At 71.2% G+C, this 20978-nt stretch carries 13 protein-coding genes; 3 read left to right on the top strand and 10 right to left on the bottom strand.

What is annotated here, in order from left to right:
- Positions 1-69: 69 nt before the first annotated feature.
- Entirely contained in the window at positions 70-3480 is a 3411-nt protein-coding gene (locus ABT070_RS40705; RefSeq protein WP_351767995.1) for a right-handed parallel beta-helix repeat-containing protein, read from the bottom strand.
- A gap of 302 nt (positions 3481-3782) precedes the next feature.
- Between ABT070_RS40705 and ABT070_RS40710 the strand changes: the two genes are divergently transcribed.
- Positions 3783-4466 carry a S1 family peptidase gene (locus ABT070_RS40710; RefSeq protein ID WP_351767996.1) on the top strand — a complete coding sequence of 228 codons (684 nt, stop codon included), beginning with the start codon at positions 3783-3785 and terminating at the stop codon, positions 4464-4466.
- A 45-nt stretch (positions 4467-4511) separates the two neighbouring features.
- On the opposite strand, the gene ABT070_RS40715 is transcribed toward ABT070_RS40710, so the two are convergent.
- The gene (locus ABT070_RS40715; RefSeq protein WP_351767997.1) at positions 4512-5513 is read right to left on the bottom strand and encodes an RNA polymerase subunit sigma-70; all 1002 of its coding nucleotides are present in this window, start codon (positions 5511-5513) and stop codon (positions 4512-4514) included.
- Positions 5514-5782: 269 nt separating this feature from the next.
- Between ABT070_RS40715 and ABT070_RS40720 the strand changes: the two genes are divergently transcribed.
- The gene (locus ABT070_RS40720; protein WP_351767998.1) at positions 5783-6595 is read left to right on the top strand and encodes a universal stress protein; all 813 of its coding nucleotides are present in this window, start codon (positions 5783-5785) and stop codon (positions 6593-6595) included.
- A gap of 526 nt (positions 6596-7121) precedes the next feature.
- On the opposite strand, the gene ABT070_RS40725 is transcribed toward ABT070_RS40720, so the two are convergent.
- The 8 genes from ABT070_RS40725 to ABT070_RS40760 all read right to left on the bottom strand — a co-directional run bounded on the left by ABT070_RS40725 (position 7122) and on the right by ABT070_RS40760 (position 18966).
- Complete coding sequence (locus ABT070_RS40725; RefSeq protein WP_351767999.1) at positions 7122-11789, bottom strand: caspase, EACC1-associated type; 4668 nt, start codon at positions 11787-11789, stop codon at positions 7122-7124.
- Between the two features lie 20 nt (positions 11790-11809).
- Positions 11810-12238, bottom strand: a complete 429-nt coding sequence (locus tag ABT070_RS40730) for an effector-associated constant component EACC1 (RefSeq protein ID WP_351768000.1) — start codon at positions 12236-12238, stop codon at positions 11810-11812.
- A gap of 152 nt (positions 12239-12390) precedes the next feature.
- A complete protein-coding gene (locus ABT070_RS40735; protein ID WP_351768001.1) occupies positions 12391-13521 on the bottom strand; it encodes a phosphoenolpyruvate carboxykinase (ATP) in 1131 nt (376 codons plus the stop codon).
- Positions 13522-13773: 252 nt separating this feature from the next.
- On the bottom strand, positions 13774-15159 hold the full coding sequence (locus ABT070_RS40740) for a condensation domain-containing protein (RefSeq protein WP_351768002.1): 1386 nt from the start codon (positions 15157-15159) through the stop codon (positions 13774-13776).
- A complete protein-coding gene (locus ABT070_RS40745) occupies positions 15156-15371 on the bottom strand; it encodes a hypothetical protein (protein WP_351768003.1) in 216 nt (71 codons plus the stop codon). The genes ABT070_RS40740 and ABT070_RS40745 overlap by 4 nt, the downstream gene beginning before the upstream one ends.
- 536 nt (positions 15372-15907) lie before the next feature.
- A complete protein-coding gene (locus tag ABT070_RS40750) occupies positions 15908-16795 on the bottom strand; it encodes an endo alpha-1,4 polygalactosaminidase (RefSeq protein ID WP_351768004.1) in 888 nt (295 codons plus the stop codon).
- A gap of 60 nt (positions 16796-16855) precedes the next feature.
- A complete protein-coding gene (locus tag ABT070_RS40755; RefSeq protein WP_351768005.1) occupies positions 16856-18295 on the bottom strand; it encodes a sensor histidine kinase in 1440 nt (479 codons plus the stop codon).
- Positions 18292-18966, bottom strand: a complete 675-nt coding sequence (locus tag ABT070_RS40760; RefSeq protein WP_351768006.1) for a response regulator transcription factor — start codon at positions 18964-18966, stop codon at positions 18292-18294. The genes ABT070_RS40755 and ABT070_RS40760 overlap by 4 nt, the downstream gene beginning before the upstream one ends.
- A gap of 398 nt (positions 18967-19364) precedes the next feature.
- Here ABT070_RS40760 and ABT070_RS40765 point away from each other — a divergent pair, with 398 nt between their 5' ends.
- The gene (locus ABT070_RS40765) at positions 19365-20951 is read left to right on the top strand and encodes a GMC oxidoreductase (protein WP_351768007.1); all 1587 of its coding nucleotides are present in this window, start codon (positions 19365-19367) and stop codon (positions 20949-20951) included.
- The last annotated feature ends 27 nt before the right edge of the window (positions 20952-20978 follow it).

Raw genomic sequence — 20978 nt, forward strand, 5'->3', positions numbered from 1 at the left:
CGGCCCGCAGCACGAGGAACGCCGTGGCCCCCGAGCAAGGGGGCCACGGCGTTCCTCGTACGGACTGCTTCAGTGCCCCGGCAGGGCTCCGGCAGGGAACTGCGCCCCGGCGGACGGCGATCGCGCCGCCCCGCCCGCCGACTCCCTCTCCGCCTCCGCCTCCGGCAGATCCTCCGGCAGCAGCGCCTGAAGGTCCTCCAGCCCCGGCGCGGCCAGCGTGCCGAGTCTGCGGGCCTGGCTGGTCGTCATCGACTGGAGCAGCTGGCGTGCCGTACGGGCATTGCCGAAGGAGCGGTCGCGGGGGAGCGCGGCGAGATGCCCGCGCAGGGCCTCGACGGTCTCGGACCCGCAGGTGTAGCCCGCCTCGGACGCCTGCGTGCGGACGATGGTGACCAGTTCCTCCGTGGTGTAGTCCTCGAACCGCACATGGCGGGAGAACCGGGAGCCCAGACCGGGGTTGGAGGCGAGGAAGCGACGCATCTCCTCGGTGTATCCGGCGACGATGACCACCACGTCGTCCCGGTGGTCCTCCATCAGCTTGAGCAGGGTGTCGACCGCTTCCCTGCCGAAGTCGGAGGGTGAGTTCTCGGGTGTCAGGGTGTACGCCTCGTCGATGAACAGCACACCCCCCAGAGCCCGTTCGAATACCTCCCGGGTCAACTGGGCGGTGTGGCCGACGTACCGGCCCACCAGATCGGCACGGGCCACCTCGACCAGCCGGCCGCGCGGCAGCACACCGAGGGAGTGCAGCAGGTCCGCGTAGAGCCGGGCCACGGTGGTCTTGCCGGTGCCGGGCGGGCCCGCGAAGACCAGATGATGGCTGAGCCGGGGGGCAGGCAGGCCGACGGCCTCCCGCTGCCGGGCCGCCGCCAGCACGCTCACCAGATCGCCGACCTCCCGCTTGACCGCGTGCAGACCCACCATGGCGTCCAGCCCCGCGAGCAGCGTCTGCGGATCGGGCGCCGCGTCCTGTGCCGCACCGGACTCGTCCGCGCAGACGTCGGCGGGAAGCAGCAGCGCCAGATCGCTCTCCGCGGGATCCACCATCGCCGCGAGCCGTACGGCCTGCCGGTCGATCATCTCCTCGAACACCCGGCGTGCCTCACGGCCGTTGCCGAACGAGGCGTCGCGGGGCATCCGCAGGTAGAGCCGGGCGAGGGCCTCCCGGGTGCTCGGGTGCAACTCGTACCGGTGGGCCGCGCACATGTTCTCCGTGATGGTGACCATGTCCGAGTCGGAGTAGTCGACGAACTCGATGCTGCGGGTGAAACGCGAGGCCAGGCCGGCGTTCGCGGCCAGGAACGCCGCCATCTCCGCGGTGTACCCGGCGACCACCACGACGACGTCGTCCCGGTGGTCCTCCATCAGCTTCACCAGGGTGTCGATCGCCTCACGGCCGAAGTCGGCGCCGGAACCCTTGCTGTCGGAGAGCAGCGTGTACGCCTCGTCGACGAACAGCACACCGCCGAGCGCCTCCTTGAACGCCTCCGTCGTCTTGATGGCCGTACCGCCGATGACCTGGGCCACCAGGTCGGCCCGCGAGACCTCGACCAGGTGACCGGAGCGGAGCACGCCGAGCGAGGCGAGGATGCCGCCGTAGAGCCGGGCCACGGTGGTCTTGCCGGTGCCGGGCGGGCCCGCGAAGACGAGATGGCGGCTCATCGGGGGCACCGGCATGCCCAGCTTCACGCGCCGCTGGGCCAGTTGGTTGAGGTGGACCAGCGTGGAGACCTGCTGCTTGACGCCTTCGAGGCCGACCAGCGCCTCCAGTTCGGCCATCGGGCCCGACACGGGGGCGCCCTTGGCCACCCCGCCCGGCACGCTTCCGGCGCCGGAGCCCGTCGGTGACTCCCGGTCGCTCCCGTCGGAGACCTGTGTGCCCCAGGCGTCCGGGGTGGCGTTGTCGCGGCTGGACAGGTCCTCGACGGAGAGCCGTTCGCCGGCGCGGGTCTGGCGCAGCCCGGAGCCCCGGTTGTCGCGTACGGTGCAGCCGGTCACGGAGACCGCCTCGGCGGTGTCCACCCTGATGCCGTCACCGAGGCCGCCGGACGCCTCGCACTGCCCGATGACGGCCCTGGCGCCCGGGGACAGCAGGATCCCGTGGGCTCCGGAGCCGGTGATCCGGCAGCGGGTCGCCGCCAGTTCCGCCCCTTCGGACACGACGATCCCGGATCCCGAACTCTCCTCGACGGAGGTGTCCCGGACCGTCACCCGGCCGCCGGACGCGACGGTCACGCCCGCCTCACCCGGCGTGTGCAGCCGGCCGTCGCCGAGGTAGAGGCTGCCGCCCTCGGCGATCAGTACCGCGGATCCCTTCGCGCCCTCGATCCGGCAGCTCTCCAGCCTGCCGCGTCCGCCGTCGTCCACCTCCACGCCGTGCCCGCCGGGGGAGGAGATCAGGGCCCGGTGCAGCAGGGGGTTGGCGCCCGAGCGCACGGCCACGGCGATCCCCGCCGCGTCCGCCACCTCCAGCCGGTCGAACTCGGGGGCGGAGTCCTCCGTGATCAGTACGGCGGCCCGCCGGTCGGCGCAGTCGCGCACCACGGCCCGGTCGAACACCGGCGTCGCGCCACCGTTCACCCGGATCGCGGGCCCGGCCGCGGACAGGAACTCGCACTCCTCGAAGGTCCCCCGCGACCGTTCGTCGACCACGAGCCCGGCCGCGGCGGTCCGGACCGTACGGCAGCGGCGCAGCGTGGGATCGGCGCCCGAGGACACCACGATGCCGGCCTCCGAGGTGCCGGTCACGGCGACGTCCTCCAGGACGTTGCGCGCGGCCGAGGTGACATAGACGCCGGTGGTGACGTCCCGCACGGTGGTGCGCAGCACCGTGGTGCAGCTGAGCGCCTCCAGGGCGATGCCGGGCTTGTCGGTGCCGGAGATCTCACAGTCCTCGACCGAGCCGCGCGCCTCGCCGTTGGCCAGTACGCCGTTGCCCCGGGCGTCCCGCATCCGGCAGCCCCGGACGGTGGTGCGGGAGAGTTCGCCGAGAACGATCGCCGAAGACCCCAGATGCTCGATCTGGCAGTCCTCGACGACACTCCCGCCGGGCGCGATGTCCACCACACCGGCGCCCGCCGGATTGGTGACGCGGCAGCCCCGCATGGCCAGCGAACCCGACATCCGGGCCAGTACGGCGGCCCAGCCGGAGCCGACCACCGTGCAGCGCTCCATGGCGACCTGGCCGCGCGGCGCGTCGACCACCGGGACGTCCTCGTCGCCGCCGCGCAGCAGGAGGCCGGTGAGCATGACCTCCTCGGCCATGACGGTCACCGCGCTTCCGTGGCGCGGGCAGATCTCGACGCTGTCGCGCTCGCCCTCGGCGACGATCGTCACCCTGGTCCGGATGGTGAGGTTCTCGGCGTAGCGCCCGGGGGCCACACTGATCACGGCGCCGGTGCGTGCCTGCGCCAGGGCCTCGCCGATCGTACGGTGGCCGTCCGGGCGTTCCGGGCAGACCATGAGCACCTGCCGTGACACTGTCCAACCTCTCTCAGCCACGTACGCACGTACGCACGTGCGCGGACGACGCGGCACCGACGACTGTGGTTCACATCCCCGGGCCGGTGGTGGCGCCGGGTTGTTGGATCGTAGACAGAGACGAGTGCGTAGGAACTGACCTCGATGAGCGGGACGAGAGCCGATGAGGGCGGTCGGTTCGGACCGGACGGCCGTGAGGACGCCGTTACGGCCGGACCTCGTCTGTCGCCGCGGACGCCGCCTCCCGCACGATGGAGGCACTTGCCCGGTACGAGACGACGACCGACTCCCCTGGAGGGGCCGTGAGACGTGCGCACACCCGCCTGACGATGTTCACCGCGGTCGTGACAGCGGCGGTCGCCCTGCTGTTCGGCACCGGTACGGGCGCCACAGCCGTCCAGGTGCCCACGATCCGCGGGGGCACCCTGCTGTACGCGGCCACCGGCGCCCGGTGTGTCGTCGGCTTCAACGCGGTGAGCGGGACCAACCACTACGCCGTGATGGCCGGCCACTGCTCCGGCACCTACTCCACCACCTGGTACGCGGACGCGGCCCACACCCTGCCGGTCGGCGTCACCGCGGGCGCCTCCTACCCGATCGACGACTACGGCGTGATCCGCTACACCACGAGCGCGCTGGTCCTCCCCGGCGACATCGCGCTGGGCGGGGGCGTCTACCAGGACGTGACCGGGGCCGCGAACCCGGCGATCGGGCAGTCCGTGTGCCACGTCGGACGGACCAGTGGCGTCCACTGCGGGACGGTGACCGCGGTCAACGCCACGGTCAACCACGCCGAAGGCACGGTCTACGGCCTGTTCCGCTCCACCGCGTGCTCGGAAGCGGGCGACACCGGGGCGCCGGCCTACTCCGGATCGGTCGCCCTCGGGTTCGCGGTGGGCTCCTCCGGCAACTGCACGTCCGGTGGCGTCACCTACTACCAGCCCGTCACGGAGGTCCTCTCGCTCTTCGGCCTGACTCTGTACTGAGAACCGCGTGCGGCTCCCCTGATCCTGCTTCTCACCTCTCCGGGACTACTGCTCCGTGCCGTCCGCCGGCAGGCGCTCCGGCAGCCCGAGCCGCGGGAACCGGTCGTCGTGGAACGTGACGATCTCGGTGATCGCCCCGCCGGTGACGCGCAGGACGTCGATCGTCAGCGGCAGGTATGCGCCCTCCCGCTTCCGCCACAGGTAGAAGGCGATGGCGGGCTGCCGATTCACGGAGGTGACGACGGTGCGCAGGCCCTTCATGCCCTCGAAGCCGCTCTCGATCCAGTCGTTCACCACCGTGTCGCGGCCGACGTACAGGCCCGGCGTGGGCGGCATCGAGCTGCGGACGTCTTCCCGCAGCAGTGCGGCGAGCGCACGGACGTCCGTGGCCACGCTGGCGTCGGTATAGCGGCGCACCAACTCGCGTGTCCCGGTGTCCTGTTCGCCACCGGTCCAGTCCTGCCGCTCGGAGGGCAGGTGCTCCTGCATGCCGGCGCGGGCCCGCTGGAGCGCGCTGTTCACGGAATGGACGGAGTCCCCGAGGAGGTCCGCCACGTCCTTCGCCGGCCAGCCGACCACGTCCCGCAGGATCAGCACGGCCCGCGGGCGCGGCGCGAGGTGCTGGACCGCGACCAGGTACGCCAGCTCGATCGTCTCCCGCGCGACGGCGACGGTCTCCGGCTCGTCCGCGTCGCCCGCGGGCAGCTCGTCGAGCAGTCGGTCCGGGTAGGGCTGAAGCCACAGCACCTCGCCGCCGGTCGCGGGTTCCGGGCGGTGCTTGGCCAGCAGGTCCAGGCAGGCGTTGGTGGCGATCCGGTACAGCCAGGCCCGGAACGTCGACCGCCCCTCGAAGGTCTCCCGCCGCCGCCAGGCACGGAGGAACGTTTCCTGCACGGTGTCCTCGGCGTCCTCGAACGATCCGAGCATCCGGTAGCAGTGCACGTGCAGCTCCCGCCGGTGCCGCTCCGCCAGCCTCGAGAACGCCGGCTCGTCGACCTCGCCCAGCCCGCTCACGCCCAGCTCCTCCAGCCGTGTGTCCGCACTCATCACGTCATCCTTCCCGCTCGCCGTTTCCCGTCACAGGTATGACGGGTGCGGGCGCGAAAACTCATCACCCGGCCCCCGCATCCCGGAGGACACCCCCGGCGGAGGCCTGACCATGGCGGAGCTCTGACCACGGCGGAGCTCTGACCACGGCAGCGTTCCTGCCGCGATCGGACGGGGCAGCGTGCGGCACATGGGGGTGCGCACGAATTGCAGCGACATACCGATGGGGCGACGCTGAGAATCCACAGCTTGAAGTGGAGCAGCCGGCTATGGGCGATCGGGTCGTTGTCGGGGTGGACGGTTCGGCAACGAGTCTTGCCGCCGTGGAAGCAGCCGCCACAGTGGCAGTACGGCGCGGTGCGGCGTTGCGTGTGGTGCATGCCGACGTTCCGGTCAAGCCGAGGCTCATGGTGCCGGACCCGATGTCCAGGACGCTGGTCCACGAGGCGGCGACCCATGCCCTGGACGTGGCGCCCGGGGTCGCGGTGACGACGGCCGTGGTGCCGGGTGACGCGGTGTACGTGCTGGAAGCCGAGTCACGGGCCGCGGACCTGATCGTCGTCGGCTCCGGAGGCAGAGGGGGCGTCATGGGCCTGTTGCTCGGGTCCACACCGGTGTCCTTGGCCACCCACAGCCAGTGCCCGGTGATGACGGTCCGCGCAGAGCACCGGACATCCGCTGACGCGGGGCCGGTGGTACTGGGAGTCGACGGCTCTCCGGACAGCGACGAGGCCGTCGACGTCGCCTTCGCCGAAGCAGCGCAGCGCCGGGCCGAGCTCGTGGCTGTTCACGCATGGCAGCCGGGCAAGGACTCGGCGGGCGCGGTCCCCGAGTCTTCCGTCGAATTGCTGGCCCGGGCGATCGCAGGGCACACGGACACCTGTCCCGACGTCAGGATCAGACGCGACCTGGTGGGCGGCACGGCGCGTGAGGTGCTGCTCGAGGCGAGCAAGGCAGCTCAGCTGCTGATCGTCGGCGCCCGCGGGCGCGGCGCCATCGCAGGACTGCTCCTGGGCTCGGTGAGCCAGGCCGTGATGACCCACGCGCACTGCCCCGTCGTCACCGTTCGCGGGACGACGTGAGCAGCCGTCCGTCGAGGTGCCGACGGCCGTAAGGGCTTGACGGGGGAGGTCCGATGCCGTGTCATCATCTGAGGGACAACGACGGTGGGTGACCTGATGGCGACAGCGGGACACGACGGGCCCGGTACCGAGCCCGCGCGCGACAACGCGAGCCCACAGCCCGGCACTCCGAAACCTCCGCACGAGCACGGCAGTTGGGCTGCGGACAACGTACCTTTGATCATCCTGGCTCTCATCGTCCTGGTGCTCGGGATCGTGGGCTTGGCGTCCAACGACAGCGTCACCTGCCCCGGCGGAGCCGCCAGCTGCGGCACTCCCTGAATCGCCGGTACTCATAGGCCCGCGAGATGGCCGGCTGAGCCGAGGACGCTCATGTCGCCGACGGCCCACGACCGACCGGCTGCTTCCCGGGAGACCGACCCCGTACCCGGCATCCTTCCGGCCGGCCTGCCTGCCTGCTGGGTGCGGGCGGATGGACTGCTGTGGCGTTCAGGATTTCGGTCAGGCGGCGGTCACTGCTGCGGCCTCATTCCGTGGGGCAGGTCCGCTCGCGTGGGAGTCCGTCCGCGTACCGGTTCCATTCCGCGTCGGAGAGTCCACGGCCCGTCACGGCACAGGCGGCCGTGACGGGGTCGTCGACGACTGCACGGGCGGCCCGGATGTCCCAGTGGGCGAGCTGTGACGGCTCCACCCTCCGCGGTGTCTGAGAGGAGTCGAGCTCGGTGGTCGCGTCGCCTGTGGTGATCAGCCTGTGCCGGTCGGGGGTGAACAGGAGCAGCGACCCCATCGACTCCGATGCGCCTGTCATCGAGGCAAGTTGCACGGGGCGAGCGGCGTCCGTGACGTCCCACAGCACGGTGCTGTCGCTTTCGCCCCACGTGGATGCGGCGAGCATCGTGCCCGTGGAGTCGAAGGAGAGTGCGCCGGCCGTGCCGGTGTGCCCGCCGACCGATCCCAGCCGTCGGGGCTGCGCAGCCGCACTCGTTCGCTCGCCGACGTTGTACAAAGTGATCCGCTGACTTGAGTCGGCCAGTGCGAGGCGGCGTCCGTCAGGGCTGAACTCCACTACCAGGCCAGGGATTTCACGGGTGCCGAGGGCGACGAGCCGGCGGGGACGCGAGGGGATGCCGATGTCCCACAACGAAGCGGTCTGCGATTCGGTCGCGACGGCCAGAGTGGGTCCGACGGGGCTGAACGCCACGGAGTTGACCTGGCTGACGGGTACCCGGGCCAGCCGACGGAAAGCACCGCGATGGCTGACGTCCCACAGTTCCAGCTCTTCGTAGCCTCCCACGAAGTCGTCGCTCGCCACTGCCAGCGTGCGGGCGTCGGCACTGAACGCGAGCGTGAGGACGCTGCCTTTGACCGTGGCAGCTCCCAGAAGGCGCGGGTGATCGGTGTCCGCGGTGTCCCACAGCCGGACTCTTCCCGTGGGGGATCCGGTGGCCAGCAGACGTACGTCCGGGCTGAACGCGGACGTGGAGACGTCCCCCGTGTCAATGGACGACAGCCTCTTGGGGGTCGTCGGCCGGGTCGCGTCCCAGAGTTCCGCGGGCAGCATCGGGCCGTCGAGGTCGTTCTCGTCATACGCCTGCGTGAGTGCCAGCAGCCGCCCCTTGGGGGTGAACGCCGCTCTCAGCATCGTCGTGTCGGAGGCTGTCGTCACCGCGTCCCGGCGTGGGAGGAGGCTGTCGGCGACCTCCCACAGCGCGGCCCGCCCGTCGTCGGAGGCCGTGGCGATCGTACGGCCGTCGAGGTGGAAGGCTATCGAGGTGACTGCCTCGGTGTGGTCGGTGAATCGGGTCAGGAGGCTGGGCGAGAGCGGGTCGCCGACGTCCCACAACTGGGCCGTTCCGTCACTGCCTGCCGTGGCGAGCCTCCGGCCGTCCCGGCTGAACACCACACCTCGCACCGGACCGGTGTGCTCGGAGAGCGTGGCGAGGGGGCGCTGGTCAGCGGTCTCGGCGAGCTGCCGGATGCTCCACAGGGTCACCTCGGCGTCGCTGGTGGCGACCGCGAGGGTGTCTCCGTCCGCGGCGATCGACACCGAGAACACCGAGGTCCGGGCGGTCCCTCGGACAGGGACGAAGCCCAGGTGGGCGGGGCGTTCGCGGTCGGTGAGAGACCAGATCGTCGGTGCGGGCCCCGCCCCGTCGACCACGGCGGTGCGGCCGTCCGGGCTGAAGGCGACACCGTGCACAGGGCCGCTGCTGCCGCCTTTCAGCACGCTCAGCCGACGAGGCGAACGCGGTACCGTCACGTCCCACAACACCGCGTCGGTCCCCGCCCCACCGGTGAGCAGTGAGCGGCGGTCCGGACTGAAGACGACGGCTTCCACCACGCTGGTGAGACCGTGCAGTTCGGCGACTCGGCGGGGCCGGGCGGGATCTGCCACGTCCCACAGCGTGACGGAGTGGTCCTGGCTCCCGACGGCGAGGGTGCGTCCGTCATGGCTGAAGCCCACGGCCGTCAACGCGGCCTTCTGCCGGGGGAGCCGGGAGATGCGGCGGGGAGTCGCCCGATCTGCCGAACCGCTGGTTCCGGCATGCCCGACCGCCTTGGTCGCGTTCCACAGGATGACCGTGCGATCGGTGCTCGCCGTGGCGACGACGTGCCCGTCAGGCCGGTAGGCGATCGATTTCACCGGGCCTGTGTGGCCGGAGAGGAACGCGACGCGATGGTGCCCCACGAGAGTGGAGACCAGCCCGGCTCGGCCCTCGGAGGTCGGGAAGAGCCGCTGAGCGGCCGCGCCGAACCGCAGGGCATCCTCCGACTGTGTGTCGCGGAGCGCGTCGGCACGCAGGACGAGGTTACGGGCGACCGACCTGCGCTGCTGGTCCTCGGCTCGTTCACGCTGCTCCGTCGCGTTGTTCCAGAGAGCGGCGAACGTGCCGGAGGCAGCCAGCAGCACGCACAGCACGATGCCGAGGAGGGTGCGCAGTCGCCGCGTCCGCCGCGTCCCGGCCGACACGCTGGCCTCGAGGAACAAGCGGGCGGTGGTGTCGAGGGGAAGGGCCGGGGCGGTGTCCGGGGCCAGCCACGGCCGGACGCCGGCCAGTCGGTCTCCGGCGTACAGATAGGCGCGGCTGCGTCCATGGCCCGACCAGAGGGCCGCGTCCTCGGTGAGCCGCTGGTGAACGTGGAGTTCGTTCCGGGCTTCCCGGATCCATGTGTTCAGACGCGGCCAGGTGTGCAGCAGCGCCTCGTGAGAGATCTGGGCGCTGTCGCGGTCCACGGTGACGAGGCGGGCACGGGCCAGAAGGTCCAGGACGCGGGTGTCGGGGCCGGACCGGCGCAGCGACACCTCCGCGTCGGATCCTTCTTCGGGTACCAGGTCGCCGGTGTCCGCATCCGGCTGTCCCGGCGTGTGCCCGGGTGACTCCTGCGCCGTGCCGCCCAGCCGGGTGGTGCGCAGCGGACGCCGTACCACGTCTCCGCCGCTGGTGATCTCCACCATCCGCAGCAACAGGCGTCGCAGCGCTGCCTGCTCCGGTTCGTCCAGGTCCGCGTACAACCGCTCCGTGGCCGTGGCGACGGATTTCCAGATGCCTCCGGTGGCCTGATAGCCGGCCAGAGTGAGGACCGCGCCGTCCCGGGCGAGCCATGTCTCGCGCAGGGCGTGGGCCAGAAAGGGCAGTGCCGTGTCGGGCGCGGTCACCGGTGGCACCACGGCGTGCACCCGGCTCGTACCCTCCCGCTCCCGAAGGTCGTGCAGGAGCCGTTCGACCAGACCGGTCTGAAGGGTGAGCCCGGCACGGCGAGCGGGCTCTTCGATCGCCGTGCGGAGGGACTCCGTGGACATGGCGGTGAGAGACATCTGTCCGTGTGCGAGCACCTGGGCGAGGGGGGCCTCGGAGAGGCAGCTGCCGTAGTGATCGGCGCGCAGGCCGATGACGATGCGAGGGCCCGGAAACCGTCCGGGCTCACCGGACTCCTGCGCGGGTGCGCAGATCAGCCGGATGAACCGCAGGCGTTCCTCGGGGTCCGCGGCTCGGGTGAAGATCTCCTCGAACTGGTCGATCACGAGGAGTCCACACGGCGACCGGGTCTCTCGAGGCGGAGGGAAGCGTCCGTCGGCGAGTTCGGCGAGCACCTCGGCGAAGGGACGACCGACGGCCTCCGACCACAGTCGCGCCAAGGCCTGGAGCGGTTTCGCGCCAGGTGCGGGGAGCAGCAGAACGGGCCACGGCAAGGAGGGCGTCGAGTCGGCTTCGTGTCGTTGCTGCAGCTCGGCCAGAAGGCCGGCCCGTAGGAGCGAGGACTTCCCGACGCCGGACGGCCCGACCAGCACGACGGGATCCGGGGCTCGGGCCGCGCAGACCCGGGCCACCAGTTCCGCGACGACATCGTCGCGACCGGTGAAGTGGATGTGGTCCTCGGGAGCGAAGGGCTGCATGCCGGGATACGGACAGGGCACGGCGGCGGGCGGCGTCCGGGGGCGGTCGGGGGCTGTGGGATAGGACCGGTTGGCGGCGATGACGAGGCGGCCGAGGGTGCCCTCACTCCACTGACGGGGCGCCACCGGCCCGTCCGCGAAGGTCCGTACGAGGGCGTCGTACAGGTCGTCGAGCGTAAGCATGGGAGGACCGCCGGGGTGGCCGTCTCGCAGCAACTCGAGCAACCGCCCACTGAAGAGGGTATGCCGTGTGCCCTGGGGCGCGAAGGACGCGGCGAAGTGGGAGGCGGAGGTCAACAAGAAGCTGCCGTCGGGCCGGGCCGAGGCGAAGGGGTCCGTGGCGCGGTTGCCTTGCGGCGCGCCGGCGCGGCCGGAGAAACAGCAGTCGAGGATGACGGCGCTGCCGCCGGCGGCCCTGCCGAGCAGGTCTTTGACGGTTCGGTAGGACACGGCGTGGGCGATGCTCGCCGCGTGTCGGCTGCCGTGCGTGGCCAGGTAGAGATCGTCCTTCGGGCCGAGCAGACCGTGGCCGACGTAGTAGAAGAGGACAGGGCCGACGGCGCGTTCGACCGCGCTCTCCAGGACGTTCACGGCGTCCATGGGCGAGGCGTCAGCGGAAAGCCGGAGGATGCGCTCCGGCGACATCCGGCAGGCGTGGACCAGGAGGGACTGGAGGTCGTCGAGGGTGGTGTCGACCCCGGGAAGACTTGGCAGCTGGGAACCGGTGACGTGGTGTCCTGTGCCGACCAGTACGGCGTACGCACCCGGCGAAGCAAGGCCGAGCCCAGACGGTTCCATGTCCTCGGGCCGGTTCACGGTCACCGAGGAGGCGGGAGACCCGGGTCGGGAGGGCCGGTCGGCACCTCCGGCGGAGCCATCAGATCGGCTGCCAACTGCCGCGCCAGATCGGCGGATCGGTCGGCGTCCAGGCCCTTGACGTGGGTGGAGACGATGGTGACCTCCCGGCCGTCTGCCTGCCGGAGGGTGATGGTCTGACTGCCCCTGCGAGTCTGGGCCCAGGCAACCACGGCTCCGGCGAAGGCGGCCGCGACGCCACCGGGCTCAAGGAGAGCGAGCACGGCGTCGGCGGCCGTTCCCATCTCGTCGGGAGCGGGTGCCTCGGTCGTCCGCCTCCTGGTCCGGCCGCGTAACTCAGGCTGCTCGTTCAGCCATTGCCGGAGCAGTTCGGCCGGGTCGGGCCCGTCGCGCCGAGCGGTTTCGTCCCGCACAGTGATGGTGATGCGCATGTTCCCCCCACATCGCGCCTGTGACCGTCCGTGTGCACATAGTAGCCAACATGGCCCGTTGTGGGGGGAGTTGCCCTCAAGATGCCCGCCCGCCGAGTGCGTTCCGTGGTGCAGCCGTTCCAGCACGGCGATCGAGTCCTCGCCGACGTGCGCTACCGGCCGGCCAGCTTGGCGAGGAAGGCCGCGTTCGCGGTCACATCGTGGCCGAGGACGACCTGGTGGTGTGGAAGGGCGGCGAGCCGGTCGGCGACGGAGGCACGGGTCGCGTCGTCCCCGCCGCCGTCGATGCCGGGCGCGAGGCCGAAGTGGTCCGGGTAGCGGTCCTCCGTCGCACCGCTCATGAAATCGTCCTCGCCGAGCGTCCGGTCGCCGTCGACCACGGCAGGTACGGCGGAGGGTTCGATGCGGGGGAAGAGCAGCCCGGCCGCGTACCCTCCGGTCGCCAGTTCCATGCCGAACCAGGTGGAGAACTGGTCGGGGAAGACCTGCACCTTCTGCTCCCGCGTACCGCCCGGCTCCCACAGCGGCTCCCGACGCCCGGCGAGCAGTGCGTCGGTGACGTCCTGGTGCTGCGTCGGGTGGAGCTGCTCGCCCGCCCGGAGCCGCTCGCGTACGACGTCGTACAGGCCGAGCGCGTCCAGGAGGCCGAGGCCGACGGCTGCTGCCGACGGCCACGGCAGCACGCGCAGTCGGCTCCCGACGTCCTTGACGAACACCCGGTCGTTGGCGAGCAGTCCGGCGCCGTGGCGTGCGAGCAGCAGTGCCGTAGTGGTCTTCCCGGCGCCTTTGGCGCCGAAGGTGAGCAGGGCCCGGTCGGCGCGGACGACGGCCGAGGCGTGCAGGAGCGTCCAGCCGTCCCGCAGCAGGGTCGCGCGGATCATCTCCCGGGCGATCCGGGCCGTGGCCAGTGCCAGCTGCTCAGGCGTACGTCCGGCGATGGTGACGTGGGCGCCGGACTGCTCGGATCGGTAGGCAAGTCCCCTTTCGGGCGAGACGCCCGTGATGGTGCCCGTGCTGTCCCGGGCGAGCAGCAGCCGGGCCTGGGCGTAGGTGACTTCGGTGTGGGGGCACGAGGTCACCAGGGCGTTGAGGTCGGCGTACGCCTTGTCGTCGAGGTGGGCGCTGACGAGCGGTCCGGCGCAGACGCTGCTCGCGGGGACCTCGAACGCGCTCCACCAGGGGCCGAAGTAACGGCGGGCCCAGTCGGTGACGGACGAGGTGTTGCTCAGGATCGTCACGCTCGCGCCTGCGGCTTGCAGCCGGGTGGCGGTGAGGGTACTCACATCGTCTCCAGTCGGGTCGAAGAGCCGGAGCGGAACGGCGTAACGCCTCGTGGACGCACCGAAGTCTGGTGGCGGTCGCGGCCGGTTGCGGGTCTTCGCCCGCGCAGAGGGCAGACAGGCATGTTAGGGGCCGACCGGCGGTGAAGCGGCGGCAGGCGTGCCCTCGACAGCGGTCGAAGAGGCGCGCACCGTCCGTCCCCGTCCCACCGGTAGCGGGTCCGCTGAGAGGCGGCGGTAACTGGGGCCGTCGTCTTAAGTCCGGGCCGGGTCGGACAGCGCGCCCAGGCGTTCACGGAGGTGGTCCAGGACGGAGCGGGCGGTGTCCGGGCCGTGATAGCCCGTCTCGTGGCGCAGTGCCCCCGACAGGCGGGCGTCCTGCGTCATGGTGAGGCTGAGCGAGAGCGTGGCCGCCGCCGCGTCGGACGCCTGGCGGGTGGCGTAGGTCAAACGAGAAAAGTCCTGGCGCATGGGCATGACGTCGGTGCGCATCCCGTGCCACGGGGTGGCGTCGTCGCGCTGCCGGTCCACGGCCCAACCGGTCACCCCGTGCAGGCGCAGCTCGGCGTGCGCCAGCGCGTACCGGAAGAAGCCGGCGCTGCCGATGCGGCCCAGCACGGTCTCGGCGAGCCGCCCGAACGGCAGGCCGACGGTGGCGGCGGCCTCGCGGACGGCCTCGTGCGCGTGCCGCAGCAGCCGGTGTCCGCCGCCGTGCGAGACGTCGATCGGGATCTGCACCATGTTGGCGAAGTCGCCTACGGCGGTGCGGTGTTCGGGGCGCAGCCGGCCGTGGGACGGCGTGGAGAGGATCATCCTTGCCCGGCCGAAGTGACGGCCGAGGGCGCCGGCGAACGCCGCTGCCAGCAGTGAGTACAGGGAGACCCGGGCGGCCCGGGCGGCGTGCAGAAGCTGCCGGGTCTGTCCGGTGGGGAGGTCGAGGGGTTCCTCGTCGTAGCGGTGCCGCAGCGGAGGGGATCCGGTGGTACGGCCTGGCAGCAGGTGTCCGGCGCCGTACGCCTGTAAGTGCACGGCCCGGGCGGCCAGGCGGGCCGCGCGGTCGTCCAGGGCGGGTCGGGTGGACTCGTCGCGGATGAGGTCGAGGTAGGAGAAGGCGGGCCGCAGTGGTTCCCCCGCGGTCACCCTGCGGTTGTACGCGCGGGCCAGGTCGCCGAGGAACAGGCGGTGGCTGGCCGCGTCGAACACCAGGTGGTGGAAGCTGGTCAACAGGACATGGTGGTCGGGTGCCGCGCGCAGCAGGTAGGCGCGTCCCAGGGCTTCGGTGACGTCGAAGGGGCGGGTGCTGAGATCCACCAGGAGCGCGTGCGGCCGCGCGGGCAGTAAGGCCTCCTCCAGCGGCAGAGGCGACCCCCGGAGCGTTTGGTGGGGCCGGACGATGTCGGCGGCCCGGTCCGGCGGCCCGTCAAGCCGCAGGCGCAGGGCGTCGTGGTGGAGTGTGACCTCGGTGAACGCCTCCCGCAGCGCGCCGGCGTCCAGCGGCCCCAGGAGCCGCAGAGCGGTCGAGCAGTCGATCGAGACCGCCGCAGGATAGGGCTCGTTGTAGCAGCGTTCCCACTCCCAGCACCATTCCTGGCGCGAGGAGAGGGGAAGTGCCAGGTGCTCGGGACCGGTGGTCGTCTTCATGGCTTGCCTCGGGGTCGGGTACTGGGGGACAGGTCGGGGGCCGATGCCCGTTCCGCGGGGAACGCGCCGTAGCGTTCGGCGACCCGGGCGAACCGCGTGCCGTCACGGTGGCGCCGCTCGTACCAGAGGTCCCCGACGGTCTCCCGCGCGGCCGGCGCGGTGCGGCCGAGCGTGTACACCGAGCCGACCAGCCGGTCGCGGCCGAACTCCACGGCGTTCGGTGTCGCTCAGCGCCCGCGGCGCCACCGTCCCGACGTCGGTCGGGGTGCGCTCGTCCTTCACGTCGAGGCCCATGTCCGCGTCCCGGCAGACGATGGGACCGACAACGTTGCCACGGAGGTCGGGACGGGCCACGACGGCGGCTCGCCGATGCACCGGCACGCGCAGCGCCCGCCCCTCGGCCGCGGAGAGCCGGACCGACGGAGCGGCGACTTCGCGCAGGTAGCTCAGGAGCGACGTGGTCGGACGTGCTCTCTGTGTCCGTACAGGATCTCAACGGCGGCCCGGTCCGCTCACACGCAGTGGTCAGGACAGTGCGGCGCGTCCAGTCCCCGTGCGTGTACGTACATGCCTTCGAGCCTCTCGTCGTACGCCGACCACAGACGTGCCACGTCTTCGTGTCTCCTTTCCACAGCCGCCCCTTGCCACACACTGACGCACATGCAGGAGCACGTCGGCGTCGTCCCTTTGCCCTCGAACACCCCGGCCGTGGCGGCAAGGGCAACCGGTGACGGCGTCGGCGCCTGTCTCAGCAGGTCCGGAAGGTGTAGTCAGAGGACCCGCGGGGGGCAACGCCGAGGTCGCGCTGGACGATGCCGAGGTGTGCGCCGAAGCCCGCGCAGGCCCGGCTGAAGCCGCTGTCCTGGTACTCGATCACGAAGACACGGTTCGCGTACGCCTTGGCGTAGTCGCCGCACTCGTTGTACTCACCGCACTCCTCGGCGACGGCGAAGTCGAAGCCGATCTTCGTGCGGTCCGCCAGCATGTCGACGGTGTTCTTCTGTCCGATGGCGAGCCCCGCGGCGTGCGCGCGGTCGGCCAGGAGCTTGGCGAAGGCCGCGTTGTGCGCCTTGGTCAGGCGGCCGCCCGAACGCTCGTAGGAGTCGAGGTTGTCCGGCTCCACGGCCTGGAAACCGCTCTTGGCGCAGCCGGCCACCCACTCGCCGACCACAGTGGCGAGCCGGGTGCGCTTGTCCGCCGTCGACGTGTCCAGGAGCGCCTCGTTCCAGTCCTCGTCGATCACCGGACGCTTGTCCTTGCCGCGCAGGATCAGATCGGGGTGGTTCTTCTGCCACCAGCTCAGCGCGTCGGGCTGCGCCTGGAACGCGTTGACGTAGCAGACGTTGTAGAGGCCCTTCACGGGCTTGGCGGACCGGTCACGCGACACGGCGGTCACCCCCTTCGCAGGGGTGTACCCGCCGCCGATCTGATAGTCGAACGTGGCGTTGGCCGTGGGGCGCACCACCTTCGGCGCCGTCTTCGCGGCCGAAGTGGCCGAAGTGGCCGGCGCGGACGCAGTGGCCGCGAAGACGTTGGACAGTGTCACGCCGACCCCCAGGGCGGCAGCGGCGCCGACGGCCCCGGCGACGACGGTGCTCTTGCGGCGGAGGAAGGGTACAGCTGCGTGGTTCGACACACGGACTCCTGTGCAGGTACGTACTGATGTGCACATCCTGAGCCGGGAACCGTGAGGAATTCATGAGGGGGGATCCCGGTCCGCGGAACGGCGCGGTGCCCGGCGGTGCCCCGCGGGCCGCTGCGCCGGCCCCAGCGTGAGCACGAAGGCCGATCCGCCGCCGGGTCGCTGACGCACTGTGACGTCTCCGCCGTGCGCGGCCGCGACCTCCCGCACCAGCGACAGTCCGATTCCGGTGCCGCCGCCGGGAGAGCGGAACCGGACCAGCAGCCCGGGCAGGCCGTCCGGATCCACCCCGACACCCCGGTCGGCCACCGTCACCGCCGCGCCGCTGACGGTGACGTCCACCTCGGCCCGGTCCTGCGGGTCGCCCGGGGTCCGCCCGTGCCGCAGCGCGTTGGCGAGCAGGTTGCGCACCGCCACCCGCACCAGTGCCGGATCGGCGGTCACCACCGACGGGTCGAGGCACGGCGTCACCGTGTGCCGAGAGGGCGGCAGTTCCTCGCAGACCTGCTCGACGAGCTGATCCAGGCGCAACGGGACGGGATGGAACGTGTTCCCCGCCTGGAGCCGGCCGCGGGTGAGGATGTTGTCGACGACGTCCGTCATGCGGTCCGTGGCCCGCCGCAAACGCGGCAGGTGCGCGTGCAGCCGGCCCGGGTCGGCGTCCGCGAGGTCCACCGAGCCGCGCATCACGGCCACCGGTGTGCGCAGTTCGTGGGCCGCGTCCGCGAGCAGCCGCTCCTGCGCGTCGAGCGCCTCGGCCGCGGGGCGCAGACTCCGTCCGGACAGTACGTGGCCGGTCACGGCCGCCAACAGCACCAGGAGACCGGAACCGGACAGCACCGCCATCACCAGCCGATGGTGTTCGGCCTGTCCCTTCGTGGGGTCGCCGACCACGACCACGGCGCCCGAGGTCTTCTGCGTGTCGTCGTCGTAGAAGGGCAGCGCCAGCAGATACACCGGCTGTCCCGCACTCGTACGGCCCTCCGTGCGTACGGTGTCGTCGTGGGTCATCGCCGTACGGGCCACCTCGGCGACCGCATCCGCCTCGACGTCCGCCGCGGGACCGCGCGAGATGAACACGCGCCGCAGCCCGTCGCCGCGAGCCTGGAGCACCAGCACCTGGGGACGGCCGCTCGTCGCCTCGTCGTCGTACAGGCCGTCGAGCTGGATCCCGGCGTCGGTGTAGTAGATCAGCGAGGCCGTCACCGCCGCCCGGCGGCGCATCTCCTCGTACTCGGCGGCCTGCCAGGACCGTCCGTCCGTACGGATCACCAGCCAGGACAGCGCTCCCACTCCGGCCAGCGTGATCAGCGTGTACGCCAGGGTCAGCCGCCGCTGGAGACGGCTCAGGCGCCTGCGGGCCGGGGACGGCCGCGTGCCGGGCGCCGCCCCGACGCCCTGGGCGCCCCCTGCCTTCGCCGGCCGCCGCCGAAGCCGCCGCGCTGCGCGGCGTGCACGTCCTGCGGGCCGCTCCCCGTCCTGGCCGTCCGTCATGACGGCTCCGCGCTGTCCGTGAGCCGGAACCCATGACCGCGCACGGTCTGGATCAGGGTGGGGGAGCCGAGTTTGCGCCGCAGGCCCGCCACGACCGCGTCGACGACGTTCGAGACGGGGTCGGCCATCTCGTCCCAGCAGTGCTCGATCAGCGCGGTGCGGGTGACCACCTCGTCCCGGTGCAGGAGGAGCCGGCGCAGGACCGCGTACTCCTTGGGGGTCAGGTACAGCAGAACACCGGCGCGGCGCACCTCGCGTCGGGCCTCGTCCAGCTCGACGTCGGCGTGGCGCAGGTGCACGGGCAGCCGCTCCGGCGCCCGGCGGACGAGACTGCCGACGCGCAGCACGAGTTCCACCATGGCGAACGGTTTCGCCAGGTAGTCGTCCGCTCCGGAACGGAAGCCGGCCACACGGTCCGGGACCTCGTTCAGGGCCGTGAGGCACAGGACCGGCGTGGTCCAGCCGCGACGGCGGCGCTCCTGGAGCGGGTACAGCGTGTCTCCGGACGGCACGATGCGGTCGAGCACGACACAGCTGTAGGGCACGAGGTCGAGCATGATGTCCGCGTCGGGCCAGTCGGGTACGGCGTCGACGGCGTACCCGGCGTCCCTCAGGCCCGCCGATATGACATACCGCAGGTCTTCTTCGTCCTCGACCAGGAGCACGCGCATGGTTCTGATTCGTCCTTGAGGATTGGGTGTCCGAGCATGCTGCTTGCAGAGGCGGTTTTGCCGACCGGGGGAGGGCGCCCGCCTCGGCCGGAATCTCCCGTTGCCGCCCGCCCGTCCTGGATCCCACGATCACGTGCACCGACCGCCCCTGCGCCATGTTAGGAGACCCGCCGCCTGCGAGGCGCCTGCCTTCGCCCTCTGTGGCCGACCGTCGCTCCCTGTCGCACCTCGTACCCGGACCTCACTCAGAGAGTGCACACAGTGGGCCCTTTACTCGATGAGTATTTCTCATTTCGTGCATGTGCCTATGCGGCAGACCTGTCTAGGCTCTCCTGGAACTCACAGGACAAGGACTGTTTCCCCGAGTCCTCACCAGAGCGCCGAAGGAATCCCGATTCATGTCCAATCAGGTCCGTCAGGATTACACGCCTCCGGAGCTTCGCCCCGGGTCCCTGATCTCCGTCGGTGCCGCCGCCGACGAGATCAGCGCAGATGTTCTGATCATCGGCTCCGGCATGGGCGGGTCCACTCTGGCCTGGGCGCTCAAGGACGCCGGCCTCGACGTACTCGTCGTGGAGCGGGGAAACTTCCTGCCGCGGGAACCCGAGAACTCGCAGCCGGCCGAGATGTACATCAACGGGCGGTACAAGAACGCCGGTTACTGGTACGACGGCAGGACGGGCGAACCGTTCGCGCCCGGGGTCTATTACTGGGTGGGCGGGAACACCCGCTTCTACGGCGCCATGCTGCCGCGTTTCCGGCGAAGCGACTTCACCGAGGTGGAACACCACGAGGGTGTCTCCCGTGCCTGGCCCTTCACCTACGACGATCTCGAGCCCCATTACAACGCCATGGAGCAACTGCTCCAGGTGCACGGGCAGACCGGCGAGGACCCGACCGAGCCGCCGCACTCCCAGCCCTATCCCCACCCCGCGCTCGAGCATGAACCGGAGATCGAGAGGTTCGCCCGCTCGCTGCGCGGCCAGGGCCTGCATCCGTTTCGCACGCCGAACGCCCTGAACGTGAGCACACAGGCCGATCGTGCCGCGGTGACGGCCTCCGACGGCTGCCCGGACGAGACCGGCATGAAGTCCGACGCGGAGAACAGGATCCTGCTTCCCGCGCTGCGCGACGGGGTGAAGATCCTCACCGGCGCGGAGGTCACCCGGCTCGTCACATCGCCGGACGGACGCAAGGTCGTAGCGGCCGAGGTCCGCCACGCGGGCCGAGCCGTCCGCATCAACGCCAAGATCTTCGCCGTCGCCGGGGGCGCGGTCAACTCGGCCGCGCTGCTGCTCCGTTCGGCGAACGACGCGCACCCGCACGGCCTCGGCAACTCCTCGGGCCTGCTGGGCCGAAACTACATGGTCCACAACAGCACGTTCTTCGTCGGGGTCAACCCGCTGCGGACCAACCCCACGAAGTGGCAGAAGACCCTCGGCGTCAATGACTTCTACGAAGCCGGCCCGGGAACACCCTTCCCGCTCGGGAACCTCCAGATGCTGGGCAAGCTCCAGGCGCCCATGCTCAAGCCGGCCCGTCCGTGGGCACCGACGTGGGCCCTGAAGTTCATGTCGGCCAGGAGCATCGACATCTATCTGACGACGGAGGACCTTCCCACACGCGGCAACCGGATCAGGGTCGAGGGCGACCGCATCCTCGTCGACTGGACACCGAACAACCTCGCCCCCCACCACGAACTCGTACGCCGGGTGACCAAGGCCGTCCGCAGGGCGGGCTATCCGCTCGTCTTCACCCAGCGCATGGGGATCGAGACCAACTCCCACATGTGCGGAACGGCCGTGGCGGGTCACGACCCGGCGTACAGCGTCCTCGATCCGTCCTGCCGCAGCCACGACATCGACAACCTCTGGGTGACCGACGCGTCGTTCTTCCCGTCCTCCGCGGCGCTCAACCCGGCCCTGACGATCGGCGCGAACGCCCTGCGCATCGCTCCCTCCCTCGCGAAGGCGACCAAGAGCTGAGCATCCTCGGCAGCCGTCGCGGTGACA

Origin of the sequence: Streptomyces sp. NPDC002884 (assembly GCF_040295245.1) — a bacterium.
GTDB lineage: Bacteria > Actinomycetota > Actinomycetes > Streptomycetales > Streptomycetaceae > Streptomyces.